Genomic DNA, 11,124 nt, shown 5'->3' with positions numbered 1-11,124 from the left:
GCCCCACCAGGTGGAGCAGAAACGTCAGGCTGCCGTGGCGCCCTCAAGCGTTGCCAGGCGATTCATATTGCCCATTGAAACGCGGTGCATTTCCAGTAGCGACAGCAGGCCATTGCGATGCAATTGCACGACCTTGTCGTCGGCCAACTCGGCCAGCTTTTGCTCGTCGACCGCCAGGAAACCTTCAACGTCGATCTTCTCGCCGCTGGCCAAAGTGGCCTCGAAACGCATATCGCGCAGCAGGTCCAATTCCACCAGCATCTGGCAGAAAGCGCGGGTGCGCTCCGACTCTTGCTCGAAGTTCTCCAGGAAGGTTTTCGCGTTCAGCAAGAACTCAGTCGGCTGGCCATCGGCCGCAAACAACGAGGTGCCTTCGGTCTCGGAGAAGCCGGCCCATTCGCTGTCAAAACAAACCGCGATGGTGTCCGAATCCTGCTCCAGGCGCGCCATGGCAAAAGGATAACGGCGCAGATAAGCGGGCACGTAATGACCACTCCACTGGCCGTCTTTGATGAACAGATTGCTGGCGGGCTTCAAGCCCAACACGGCCAGCGGTGCCACCACAGGCTTGGCGCTTTCGGCCGGCGGTTCACCGACGCGCACAAACACAATCGGATATTCCTTGCAGGCTTCGGCAAACTCAACCACGGCCAAAAACATCGAATTCATGCCCTTCACGCGGTCCAGCGTGGGCAATTCGGTTTTCAGGCGCAGGCTCTTGTGAGCGACACGGTCCAATGGCGTCAAATTGCCATACATCAAGGGGCTTGCACTCATTTTTCACTCTCTCCATCAACGGCCAGACGACTGACCAACACTTTGTCAACACGCTTGCCATCCAGGTCCACGACCTCGAAGCGCCAAGCATTCCACTCCACCACATCGGCCGTGCGCGGCAAACGCCCCAGCAGCAGCATCACCATGCCGGCCAGGGTGTTGTAGCGCCCACGATCCTCTTCGGGTAGCTCCTTCAGCCCCAAGCGGTCCTTCAGCTCAGTCACCGGGATCAGGCCGTCCAGCAGCCAACTCCCATCCTCGCGTTGCACCGCCCAGGCATCTCCATCACCGGGCGCATTGAACTCGCCCGCGATTGCTTCCAACACGTCGCGCACCGAGATCACGCCCTGGACCTCGCCGTACTCATCGACAACAAAAACCAGCGGCGCGTCCGAGACCCGGAACTGCTCCAGCAGCTCCATGCCCGACAGCGTCTCGGGCACAAACACCGCCGCCTCCAGATCCTCCGACAGCGACAGCGGCGCGCCACTCAACGCCCGCTGCAGCAACACTTGCGCTGACACAACGCCCAGCACCTCGTTCAAACCTACGCGGCAGACCGGATAGCGGCTGTAACCATGGCCGCGCAGCACTTCCAGCACCTGTTGCGGCGTGTCGGTCACGTCCAGCCAGGCGATTTCGCCACGCGGAATCATCATCGAGCCGATCTCGCGCTCATCGAGCCGAAATACATTGCGCACCATCTGGTGCTCGTGCTCCTCGATCACACCGGCCTCGCGCCCCTCATCCAGGCTGGCCGCAATCTCTTCCTCGGTGACGCCGCGCTGACTGCGCCCACCCTGCCCCATCAAACCCAGAATGGCCTCGGTGCTGAAGCTCAAAAACTTCACCAAGGGACGCGCCGCCGCTGACAGAAAATTCATCGCCGGGGCGACCCGCCGGGCCACCGTTTCCGGGTAAATCTGGCCAATCCGCTTGGGCACCAATTCACCGAAGATGATGGTCACCACGGTGATGATGATCACCACCAGGGCGGTCGAAGCGATGTCAACCGCACCTCCACGCAAGCCGAAGTTCTGACCCAACCACAGGGCCAAGGGGCCCGAAAAGGCGGCGTCGCCGACGATGCCGTTCAGCACGCCGATCGAGGTGATGCCGACCTGCACCGTTGAGAGGAACTTGGTCGGGTTGTCATGCAAATCCATGGCGGCCCTGGCGCCGGGCTCCCCGGCCTCCACCAACACCTGCAATCTCGCCTTGCGGCTGGCCGACAAAGCCATTTCCGACATCGCAAAGAAAGCATTCAAGAACAACAAAAATATGAGAAAGGCAGTATCCATTGGGAGCGCAAGCAAGGATGAAACGAGTCAAGCCTCGACAAGCGCAGCAAATAACGAGAGGCGCCAAGAGTAGCAGATGCCCATGACGATGGAAGCCGCACAATCCCGCTATGAACTATCTCATTGGTGACCTGCAAGGCTGTTGCGACGCGCTCCAGCGGCTGCTTGAGAAGCTTGACTTCTCGCCCTCGCGCGACCACATCTACCTGCTGGGCGACCTGGTCAACCGCGGCCCGGCCTCACTGGCCACCTTGCGTCTGCTGATCGACCTGGGTGATTCGGCGACCTGCCTGCTGGGCAATCATGATTTGCACCTGTTGGCCATCGCCCATGGTGCCAAGCAACCGCACCGCAACGACACGCTGCGGGACATACTCGACGCCCCCGACCGAGCCGAGCTCTTGGATTGGCTGCGGCAGCGGCGCATGGCCTGCCATGAGCAGGGCTGGTTGATGGTGCATGCGGGCGTGTTGCCGCAATGGACGGCCGAACAAACCATGGTGCTGGCCGGTGAAGTCGAGGCCATGCTGCGCGGCCCCGGCCTGGCCGACTTCGTGCAGCAGATGTATGGCGATGAGCCGGCCCTTTGGAGCGAGGGCCTGAGCGGCACGGCGCGCCTGCGCTGCATCGTCAATGCGCTGACCCGGGTGCGTTTTCTTGATGCGAGTGGGCAGATGGATCTCAAGACCAAGGATGGCGCCGACGGCGCTCCGCCCGGCTGCCGGCCCTGGTTTGACGCCCCCGGCCGGCGCACGGCGGCAGTGCCCGTCGCCTTTGGCCATTGGTCCACGCTGGGTCTGCTGCAGCGACCCGATCTGCTGGCGCTGGACACTGGCTGCGTCTGGGGCGGCAGCCTCAGCGCAGCCCGGGTTGAAAGTGGCCGGGTGCTGGAGTTGATCTCGGTGAAATGCAAGCAAGCGCAAAAGCCGGGCTAGAATCGCGGACTTGTGATGTCCAAACCCAGGAAGCAAGGCCTGGCGGTTTAAGGCACCGGTCTTGCTCAATCGACGCTTTGGCGGCGATTGCGCCGAAGCTCATATCGCGCCAGCGATGTGAACGCAGGCCCCCAGTGCGCGAGCACTGCGCCGAAGCTCATATTGCGCAGCGATGTGAACGCAGGCAAAACCGGCGATCCGTCGCTGGCATTGTTGAAAAGAGTTACAGGAAGCTTGGCCGAGCGGTTTAAGGCACCGGTCTTGCTCAATCGACGCTTTGGCGGCGATTGCGCCGAAGCTCATATCGCGCCAGCGATGTGAACGCAGGCAAAACCGGCGATCCGTCGCTGGCACGGTTGGAATTGAAAGTTACGGGAAGCTTGGCCGAGCGGTTTAAGGCACCGGTCTTGAAAACCGGCGAGGGTTTATCCCCTCCGTGAGTTCGAATCTCACAGCTTCCGCCATTTCTTCCATGAGAGATGGGGAAATTGAGCTATGCCCCACATAGCCCCCCCAAGGCACGCAACTTCGAGCACACCGGGGCGGCATTCAATAGCTGGCTGACTCAGACATCAGCGGCCCGGCGCAGGCCCGGATCGGTGCTAAAACGCAAGTACTTATGCCCTGACCAGAGCAAGCCCACCCCAGTCCGTGGTGTAGCCGGGTGTGCGCCTTTCCTGCCTCATGCCCCAGTGCTGCTGCTCGCCCGCAAGGCCGCCGCAAGCCAGCGCTAAGGTGCCGCGTCCGTAGCGCTGGTTGACCGAGTCCAGTGCCTGCATCAGGCGACGGGCGCCTGGGTCCGCCGCGTCCTCTTCCAGTGCCAATTCCTGTTGAATGAGGCCGGCGGGACGCAGATCAAGCAACATCACGCCCGCTTTGGCATACCGAAATCCGGGCTTGAAAATTGCCTGCAAGCCTAGGAGGGCGGCATGGCAGATGGTGCGGGTGTCATTGCTGGGTCGGCGCAGCGGCACCACGATGGAGCGCGAATACTGCTCATCTTGAGCCCGAAAGGGGCTGGTTCGAATGAAGGTCAACACTTGCCCTGCGTGGCCGCTTTGGTCGCGCAACTTCAGCGCTGCCCGGCTGGCAAATTCGGTCACCGCCTCTTGCAATGCGGTCAAGTCAAGCACCGCGCTGCCAAAGCTGCGCGTGCAAGCAATCTGCTGTTTAGCCGCCGGTTCGTGGTCCAGACCGATGCAGTCGGTTCCTTGCAACTCACGCACGGTACGCTCAAGCACAATTGACCAGCGGCGCTTCACCGTATTGGGATCAAGCCGTGCCAGGTCAAGTGCGGTGTGAATACCTTCCGCCTTGAGTTGAGCGCCAATCCGCTTGCCCACCCCCCAAACTTCATCAACCGCCGTGCCCTGCATCAGCGCATCGAGCTCGCCCGGCTCCAGTTCGCCGAGGTTGCAAACTTGTGCGTGGTGGTCGGGGTAGGCGCCCGGTTTTCGCTCGGCGGTCTTGGCGATATGGTTGGCCAGTTTGGCCAGAGTTTTGGTGGGCCCGATGCCAATACCGCAGGCGATACCTATCCATTTGAGGATGCGATAGCGGATTTTGCGGCTGCGCTCCGTCATATCACCCCGGATGCCCTTCAAATCAACGAATGATTCGTCAATCGAATAGACCTCTTGGCGGTGGCCCAATCCCGCCGCCAAACTCATCATGCGGTCGCTCATATCACCGTAGAGCGCGAAATTGGCCGACAGCGCGACGAGCCCGTCAGATTCTTCAAAATGCCGAATCTGAAACCATGGCGCGCCCATTTTGATGCCAAGGGCTTTCGCTTCATTTGACCGGGCAATGGCGCAGCCGTCGTTGTTGGACAGCACCACCACCGGCCGCCCATTCAAGCTCGGCCGGAACACTCGTTCGCAGCTGACGTAAAAATTATTGCCGTCGATCAAGGCGTACATGAGTCGAGCTTGTGTTGGCTACAGCAAAACGATTTCAAGCTGCTCGCGCAGGACTGGCCCGCACAGAATTTTGTAGCCGTCCGCATCAAAACCCGCGGCTTGGACGCTCAGCTTCTTGGCTTCGTTGATCTCACCGACGGTACCCAAATAGCACCAGTTGTGAATGACATGAATGTCGCTTGTGGCCCCATCGCGCTCAATCAACCCAACCGCGCCGGGATATGGCCAACACATCAGCTTGAATGCCTGCAGGCTCAGCATCAATCGCGCTTGGTGCGCCTGCATGCGCTCGTCGCCGCGACACAGACCCGCACATTGGGCAAGCATGGCTCGAAAGCAGGGCTTGCCGGGCTTGCCTTTTTCTAGCCCCAAGGCGGCGTAGCAAAGCTTTTGCTCGTCGGCAATGTTGCGCAGTGCTTCCTGTGCGCCATGTCGGCTGGCAAACAAGCCGTACAAATCCGCTTCGTGAGCAAAATCAACCGCGCGCGAATCCACCACGCTGGGGACGCCGTGCTGAACTTTGAACGCATAGAGCAGCCGATTTCGGCGCAGCTTTTTGTTATGCAAAGGCTGCTGCTGTTTGATCATGCTCGCCTCCAGCAGCAGGGCACCGATTTCGCCGGCGGTGCGGATATGGCTGATGCGACGGGTTTGACGCAACATGCGTGCCTCCGTCACCGTGCGGAGATGGGACAAGACCCGGCTGCGCAGGTCCACGCTCTTTCCGATGTAGACCGGCAGATCGCCGTCGTCCCCGTGAAACACATAAACACCCGGTGCATGCGGCAAATCTTGAATCGCATCGCGCAGGTGCGTGGGGTACTCATACAAGGGCTGCCCCTCTGAGCGGCGCAGCCGATCAATTCTTGAACGCATGATCAGACTCTAAATTGCTTGATTGATGCCACCACTACGCCCCAAATTTCGACGGTTTGCCCGTCGGTCGGGTTGATGTCGGGGTAGGTCACGTTGGCGGCTTTGAGTTTCATGCGTCCGGCGCGCTGCCACAGGGTTTTGCAAACAAACTCGCCGTCCACCATGGCAATCACGACATGACCTGAGCGAGCCGTGATGGCGCGGTCAACCAAAACTACGTCGTTGTCAAAGATGCCCGCGTCTTGCATGGATTCACCGCGCACGCGCAGCAAAAATGTGGCCTGCGGGTGCTTGATCAGCTGGGCCATCAAATCAATCCGCTGTACCGCATGGTCGTCGGCCGGTGATGGGAAGCCGGCAGCCACGCGGCCAGGCAAGGCGCTGACCAGGGTGGGGTGCAGCGAAAGGGCGGTCGCTTGGTCAAAGGAAATTGCTGCGAGGTTCATGTGGACTGGTTTTATATACAGTCCATCGTAGCCGATCCGGGGCCGGAGTTCAGCGCAACTCGGCCAAAACCGCCCGAAAGCCCGCCGCGATGGCATCCTGCGCCGCATGCCGCCCCTGCCGCAGCGCTACCTGCCCGGCCACATAGACTTCACGCAAGACCTGACCCTGAGCCGAGAAGACCAGCCCATCGAGCAGATAGTCGGTGGGCAAACCCAGCAAACCACTGGCAGCGCCGTCCAAGACCAAAAAGTCCGCCCGCGCGCCCACTTCCAAACCCCATTGCTTGAAACCCGCCGGCGCCGCACTGCCGGCTCTGGCCGCCTCGAACAACCGCGCCGCGGTGCTCGGCTGAACGCCCGGCAGCGCCGCTACATTGCGCCGCTGCAGCCCCAAGCGCTGGCCATATTCCAGCCAGCGCAACTCTTCGCCCCAAGCGCGCGTGACATGGCTGTCGGAGCCGATGCTGATCGGCACACCGGCCGCCAGCCAGCCGGGCAAGTCGATCAAGCCGTCACCCAGATTGCCCTCGGTGCCGGGGCAAATGACGACACCGGCACCGCTGCTCGCCACCTGCTCGATTTCTTCCGGCGTGCTGTGCGTCGCATGCACCAATTGCCAGCGCGCATCGGGCTGGAGCGCGTTGCACAACCATTGCATCGGCCGCTGGCCGGTGGCGGCCAGGCAGTCGCGCACTTCCTGCATCTGCTCGGCGATGTGAATGTGGACAGGCACATCCGCATCGCCCATCAGCGCCTGCAAACCCCGAATGTCATCGGCATTGGCGGCACGCAAGGAATGCAGGGCCACGCCGGCATTCAGCAAGGGCCGCCTATCCCGCCCCTCGTCATTTACCGCTTGGCTGGCGCGCCAGACCCAGTCGGCATCGGTCTTGAAACGGCGCTGGTCGTCGCGCAAGCCGTCAGCGCCAAAGCCCGAGCGCGCATACAGCACCGGCAGCAGCGTGAGGCCAATGCCGGCCGCGGCCGCCGCGTCGGCCAGGGCCCAGCTCATGGCCAGCTCATCGGGGTAAGGGCTGCCGTCTTGTTGGTGATGCAGGTAATGGAACTCGCAAACCTGGGTGTAACCACCGGCCAGCAGTTCAACATACAGCTGGGTGGCAACCGCCTGCATTTGCGCCGGCGTGATACGCAGCGCCAAGCCGTACATGCGGTCGCGCCAGGACCAGAAATCATCGTCGCCGCTGTCGCGCCGCTCGGCCAGGCCCGCAAAGGCGCGCTGAAAGGCGTGGCTGTGGGTGTCAACCAGGCTCGGCATGACGGGGCCGGCCAAGGCCTGCATGCCCTCGGCCAAGGGCACGCCGGGCGTGATGCTTTGCCAATGGCCGTCCGTCCCCACCGCCATGCGCACATGGTGCTGCCAGCGCCCATCCACCCAGGCCTGCACGGCCCAAAAAATAGCGGCTGCCCTCATGCCACTTTCGGCTTCCAGCCACTCATTTCTTGCAACAAGCTCTTGAGCAAGGGCTGCACCGCCGCTGCACGCGGCGCGTCATACAGGAACGGCGCCGCCTCTTCTTCCATATAGCAGCGCCAGCACATCTCCAGCTGCACCGCATGCACGCCCTGCTCGGGCTGGCCGTACTGGCGGGTGATGAAGCCGCCCTTGAAGCGCCCGTCGACGACGTGGCTGTAGTCGCTTTGGCTCGCCAACACGGCGCTCAATTTTGACCTTAGCTCGGCGGCGCAGGAGCGCCCTTCCACCGTGCCCAGGTTCAAGTCCGGCAGCCGCCCCTCAAACAGCCAGGGCAGCTCGGAGCAGATGCTGTGCGCTTCGAACAGCAAGGCATAGCCGAACAAGGCCTTCAGGCGCTGCAACTCGGCATTCAAAGCGCGGTGATAAGGCAGCCAATAGCGTTCGCGGCGGCGCAGCTGCTCGGCGCGGTTGGGCTCTTGGCCGTTCAGGTAAAGCGGCTCGCCGGTGAAAAAACGCGTCGGGCACAGCTCGGTGTTGGCCGCACCCGGGTACATCGGCGTGTCTTCGGGCGGGCGATTCAGGTCGATCAAAAAGCGCGAGTAATGCGGAACGATCAGGCCAGCGTCCAGCTCGCTGGCAATGCCGGCGTACAGCTGCTCCAGATGCCAGTCGGTATCTTCGCTGAGCAGCGCGCGCGGTTGATAACGGCGCGCTTGATCGGCCGGGATGGCCGAGCCCACGTGCGGCATGCTGATCAACAAGGGCGTGTTGCCTTGACTCAGTTTGAATACAGGGTTGTTATCCATCGCTTCTTTCATGCTCGCTCGATGCCGCCGCGCACGACGCGCTTCAAGGGGTTGCGGCCAAAGTAATAGGCCAGCTCGTTCGGATGCTCAACATCCCAAACGCAAAAATCGGCGCGCTGCCCGGCCGCCAGCTGACCTCGGTCGCTCAGCCCCAAGGCCCGTGCCGCATTGACGGTAACGCCGCGCAGCGCCTCCGCAGGCGTCAGGCGGAACAAGGTGCAGGCCATATTCAGCATCAACAGCAGGGACAGCGTCGGCGCTGTGCCCGGGTTGTGGTCGGTGGCAATCGCCATCGGCACGCCGGCATCACGCAGCGCCTGCACCGGCGGCAATTGGGTCTCGCGCAGGAAGTAATAGGCCCCCGGCAGCAGCACCGCCACCGTGCCGCTGGCGGCCATGGCCTGCACACCGGCCGCGCTCAGATGCTCCAGATGGTCGCAAGACAGCGCCATGAACTCGGCCGCCAATTGGCTGCCGCCCTGGTCACTGAGTTGCTCGGCATGCAGCTTGACCGGCAGGCCCAAGGCTTGCGCCGCTTCGAAAACGCGCCGGGTTTGCGCCGGCGTGAAACCGATGCCTTCGCAGAAGGCGTCCACCGCGTCGATCAAGCCCGCGCGGTGCAGCGGCGTCATCCATTCGATCAGCGCCGTCACATAAGCGTCTTGGCGGCCCTCGAACTCGGGCGGCACGGCATGGGCGCCCAAGTATGTGGTGCGCACATCGACACCCAGACCCTTGAGGCGGCGGGCCGCGCGCAGCATCTTGGCCTCGCAGGCCTGGCTCAAGCCGTAGCCCGATTTGACCTCGATGGTCGTCACGCCTTCCTTGAGCAGGTTCAAGACGCGGTGCGCCGCTTGGGCATAGAGCTGATGCTCGCTGGCCGCGCGGGTGGCGGCGACGCTGGCCCGGATGCCGCCACCGGCGCGCGCGATGTCTTCGTAACTGGCGCCAGCCAAGCGCTGCTCGAACTCGGCCGCGCGCTGGCCGCCGTAGACCAGATGGGTGTGGCAGTCGATCAAGCCCGGCGTGACGACCGCGCCGCCCAGGTCGATCTCTTGCGCCAGGCCGTTGCGGAATTCGCCGTCAAGGTCGGCGTCAAGGTCGGCAATGTCGCCGGCCCAGAGCAGGTGCTCGCCCTGCGACAACATCGCGCCATTCTCGACCCAGCCCCACGGATTCTCTTGAGCGTCGCCGACCAAGGTGGCCAGGCGGGCATGGGTCCAGAGTTTGAACACACTGCTGCTGCTCATGGTTGCTGCTCGCTCCAAGTCATCCACCAGGCCGCGCCTTGGCCTTCAAAACTGCAGGGCTGCGCCGCAGGGTGCTCGCACCAGGCCAGGCTCATCGCAGCCAAATTCATGGCCCGCCCACCATGCAGCAGGCGGCCGCCGGTGGCCGTGAACAAACCCACCCAGCGGCCCTGCGGCAGCCAGTTTGCGGGCGTGCTGGCGGCCGACTTCACCTGCAGCTGGCCACGGCTGCGGCGATGCATCAGATTGAAGTCGCGGGTGCTGCCGCCGATCAATTCGCAAGGCAGGGCCAGGCCACCGTCGAAGCTGATCAAGTCATCAGAGGCGCGCAGCTCCCAGTCCGCCAGGCGCACGCCCTCGCCCTGCAGCACCGCAAACCAACGCTGCACGCCGTCAAAGGCCGAGAACGGTCCATCGCGCTCGATATCGGCCACGCTGATGCGCAAGGCCCAGTCGGCGGGGTGTGGCCAGGCCAGCAACTCACGCGTCTGGCCGCCGCCGTTGCGCCAGGCCTGAGGGGCAACGTCATCTGCACTGATACAACTCCAACTCATGCTTGAAAACTCCCCTCAAGAACGTACAGCGAACCCGGATGGGTGAGCCGCACCGTGGTGACGGTTTGGCCGCGGCTGAAGGTGCGGCGCTTGACGATCAAACAGGGGTCGCGCCGAGAAATGCCCAGCAACTTGGCCTCCAGCGCCGACGGCAGCAGTGACTCTATCGTGTAACGCGCCTCCGACAAGGGGGCCACTTCGAGCAGGTAGTTGGTCGGTGTGGTTTGAGTGAAATCCAAGCCCAGATAGCCCGGCGCACAGGCCGGGTTGACCCAGCGGTCTTCACACTGGATCGCCACGCCGTTCTCAAAATGCACGATCACGCTGTGGAACAAGGCAGCCCCTAGGCTCAAACCAAAGTCCGCCGCTTGTTGAGCGTCCGCTGGTTGCGTCTCCAGGCTGTGCAGCTTGGCCTGGTGCTGGTGGCCGCGCTGCAAGATCTCGTCATGCACATCGCGCACATTCAGCGTTGACGAGATGCGGTGCAGCTGCGCCACAAAAGTGCCCACGCCTTGCAGCCGCTCGACCAGCCCGTCCTGGCTCAGCTCGCGCAAAGCCCGGTTGACGGTCATGCGGCTGACCGCGAACAGGGCGACCAACTCGGCCTCCGAGGGCAGCAAGTCGCCCGCCACCCAATGGCCGGAGGCGATGCGCTCGCGCAGATGGTTCTTGACCTTCAAATACTGCGGCGCTGGCACCGAACTGGTTTTTCTTGGCATGGCCGGATGCTACTTGACTGTACTTGTATAGACAAGTACATTGCCCGACATTCAAGCAAAGGAGCCGATATGAATAGCCCCGCCAAGATTGCAGCCCAGCCGC

General features: G+C 62.6%; 12 protein-coding genes and 1 tRNA gene. 2 read left to right on the top strand and 11 right to left on the bottom strand.

The features are described 5' to 3' along the window. Nucleotides 1–24 precede the first annotated feature (24 nt). Complete coding sequence (locus RMO57_RS17440) at nucleotides 25–777, bottom strand: SapC family protein (RefSeq protein ID WP_310388793.1); 753 nt, start codon at nucleotides 775–777, stop codon at nucleotides 25–27. Continuing rightward, complete coding sequence (locus tag RMO57_RS17435; RefSeq protein WP_310388791.1) at nucleotides 774–2,078, bottom strand: hemolysin family protein; 1,305 nt, start codon at nucleotides 2,076–2,078, stop codon at nucleotides 774–776. The genes RMO57_RS17440 and RMO57_RS17435 overlap by 4 nt, the downstream gene beginning before the upstream one ends. A 110-nt stretch (nucleotides 2,079–2,188) precedes the next feature. Between RMO57_RS17435 and RMO57_RS17430 the strand changes: the two genes are divergently transcribed. Next, nucleotides 2,189–3,013, top strand: coding sequence for a symmetrical bis(5'-nucleosyl)-tetraphosphatase (locus RMO57_RS17430; RefSeq protein WP_310388789.1), 825 nt, complete (start codon nucleotides 2,189–2,191; stop codon nucleotides 3,011–3,013). Nucleotides 3,014–3,078: 65 nt separating this feature from the next. Here RMO57_RS17430 and RMO57_RS17425 read toward each other — a convergent pair whose 3' ends face one another. Next, nucleotides 3,079–3,282 (bottom strand): hypothetical protein, encoded by a 204-nt coding sequence (locus RMO57_RS17425; protein ID WP_310388787.1) that lies wholly within the window; start codon nucleotides 3,280–3,282, stop codon nucleotides 3,079–3,081. 105 nt (nucleotides 3,283–3,387) lie between these two features. Between RMO57_RS17425 and RMO57_RS17420 the strand changes: the two genes are divergently transcribed. After that, a tRNA-Ser gene (locus RMO57_RS17420) sits at nucleotides 3,388–3,477 on the top strand. A 153-nt stretch (nucleotides 3,478–3,630) separates the two neighbouring features. On the opposite strand, the gene RMO57_RS17415 is transcribed toward RMO57_RS17420, so the two are convergent. The 8 genes from RMO57_RS17415 to hutC are packed head-to-tail and all read right to left on the bottom strand — an operon-like array spanning nucleotide 3,631 to nucleotide 11,021. Then, the gene (locus RMO57_RS17415; RefSeq protein WP_310388784.1) at nucleotides 3,631–4,935 is read right to left on the bottom strand and encodes a Y-family DNA polymerase; all 1,305 of its coding nucleotides are present in this window, start codon (nucleotides 4,933–4,935) and stop codon (nucleotides 3,631–3,633) included. A gap of 18 nt (nucleotides 4,936–4,953) precedes the next feature. Beyond that, entirely contained in the window at nucleotides 4,954–5,811 is an 858-nt protein-coding gene (cho, locus tag RMO57_RS17410) for an excinuclease Cho (protein WP_310388782.1), read from the bottom strand. Between the two features lie 2 nt (nucleotides 5,812–5,813). After that, entirely contained in the window at nucleotides 5,814–6,257 is a 444-nt protein-coding gene (locus RMO57_RS17405; protein ID WP_310388780.1) for a translesion error-prone DNA polymerase V autoproteolytic subunit, read from the bottom strand. A 49-nt stretch (nucleotides 6,258–6,306) separates the two neighbouring features. After that, the gene (locus tag RMO57_RS17400; RefSeq protein ID WP_310388778.1) at nucleotides 6,307–7,689 is read right to left on the bottom strand and encodes a formimidoylglutamate deiminase; all 1,383 of its coding nucleotides are present in this window, start codon (nucleotides 7,687–7,689) and stop codon (nucleotides 6,307–6,309) included. Beyond that, nucleotides 7,686–8,510: an N-formylglutamate deformylase gene (gene hutG / locus RMO57_RS17395; RefSeq protein WP_310388777.1), complete on the bottom strand. Its 825-nt coding sequence runs from the start codon at nucleotides 8,508–8,510 to the stop codon at nucleotides 7,686–7,688. Before hutG ends, RMO57_RS17400 begins: the two co-directional genes overlap by 4 nt. Continuing rightward, complete coding sequence (gene hutI / locus RMO57_RS17390; protein ID WP_310388776.1) at nucleotides 8,507–9,748, bottom strand: imidazolonepropionase; 1,242 nt, start codon at nucleotides 9,746–9,748, stop codon at nucleotides 8,507–8,509. Before hutI ends, hutG begins: the two co-directional genes overlap by 4 nt. Beyond that, the gene (locus tag RMO57_RS17385) at nucleotides 9,745–10,302 is read right to left on the bottom strand and encodes a HutD family protein (RefSeq protein WP_310388774.1); all 558 of its coding nucleotides are present in this window, start codon (nucleotides 10,300–10,302) and stop codon (nucleotides 9,745–9,747) included. Before RMO57_RS17385 ends, hutI begins: the two co-directional genes overlap by 4 nt. After that, nucleotides 10,299–11,021, bottom strand: a complete 723-nt coding sequence (gene hutC / locus RMO57_RS17380; RefSeq protein WP_310388771.1) for a histidine utilization repressor — start codon at nucleotides 11,019–11,021, stop codon at nucleotides 10,299–10,301. The genes RMO57_RS17385 and hutC overlap by 4 nt, the downstream gene beginning before the upstream one ends. Nucleotides 11,022–11,124 lie beyond the last annotated feature (103 nt).

This window comes from Roseateles sp. (assembly GCF_031397715.1).
In the GTDB taxonomy this organism is placed as follows: domain Bacteria; phylum Pseudomonadota; class Gammaproteobacteria; order Burkholderiales; family Burkholderiaceae_C; genus Paucibacter_A.
This window is presented reverse-complemented; position numbering and strand designations above follow the sequence as displayed.

Coding starts and splice junctions, on each gene's coding strand:
- RMO57_RS17440 (WP_310388793.1), bottom strand. CDS start 777: ATGAGTGCAAGCCCCTTGATGTATGGCAATTTGACGCCATTGGACCGT.
- RMO57_RS17435 (WP_310388791.1), bottom strand. CDS start 2,078: ATGGATACTGCCTTTCTCATATTTTTGTTGTTCTTGAATGCTTTCTTT.
- RMO57_RS17430 (WP_310388789.1), top strand. CDS start 2,189: ATGAACTATCTCATTGGTGACCTGCAAGGCTGTTGCGACGCGCTCCAG.
- RMO57_RS17415 (WP_310388784.1), bottom strand. CDS start 4,935: ATGTACGCCTTGATCGACGGCAATAATTTTTACGTCAGCTGCGAACGA.
- cho (WP_310388782.1), bottom strand. CDS start 5,811: ATGCGTTCAAGAATTGATCGGCTGCGCCGCTCAGAGGGGCAGCCCTTG.
- RMO57_RS17405 (WP_310388780.1), bottom strand. CDS start 6,257: ATGAACCTCGCAGCAATTTCCTTTGACCAAGCGACCGCCCTTTCGCTG.
- RMO57_RS17400 (WP_310388778.1), bottom strand. CDS start 7,689: ATGAGGGCAGCCGCTATTTTTTGGGCCGTGCAGGCCTGGGTGGATGGG.
- hutG (WP_310388777.1), bottom strand. CDS start 8,510: ATGAAAGAAGCGATGGATAACAACCCTGTATTCAAACTGAGTCAAGGC.
- hutI (WP_310388776.1), bottom strand. CDS start 9,748: ATGAGCAGCAGCAGTGTGTTCAAACTCTGGACCCATGCCCGCCTGGCC.
- RMO57_RS17385 (WP_310388774.1), bottom strand. CDS start 10,302: ATGAGTTGGAGTTGTATCAGTGCAGATGACGTTGCCCCTCAGGCCTGG.
- hutC (WP_310388771.1), bottom strand. CDS start 11,021: ATGCCAAGAAAAACCAGTTCGGTGCCAGCGCCGCAGTATTTGAAGGTC.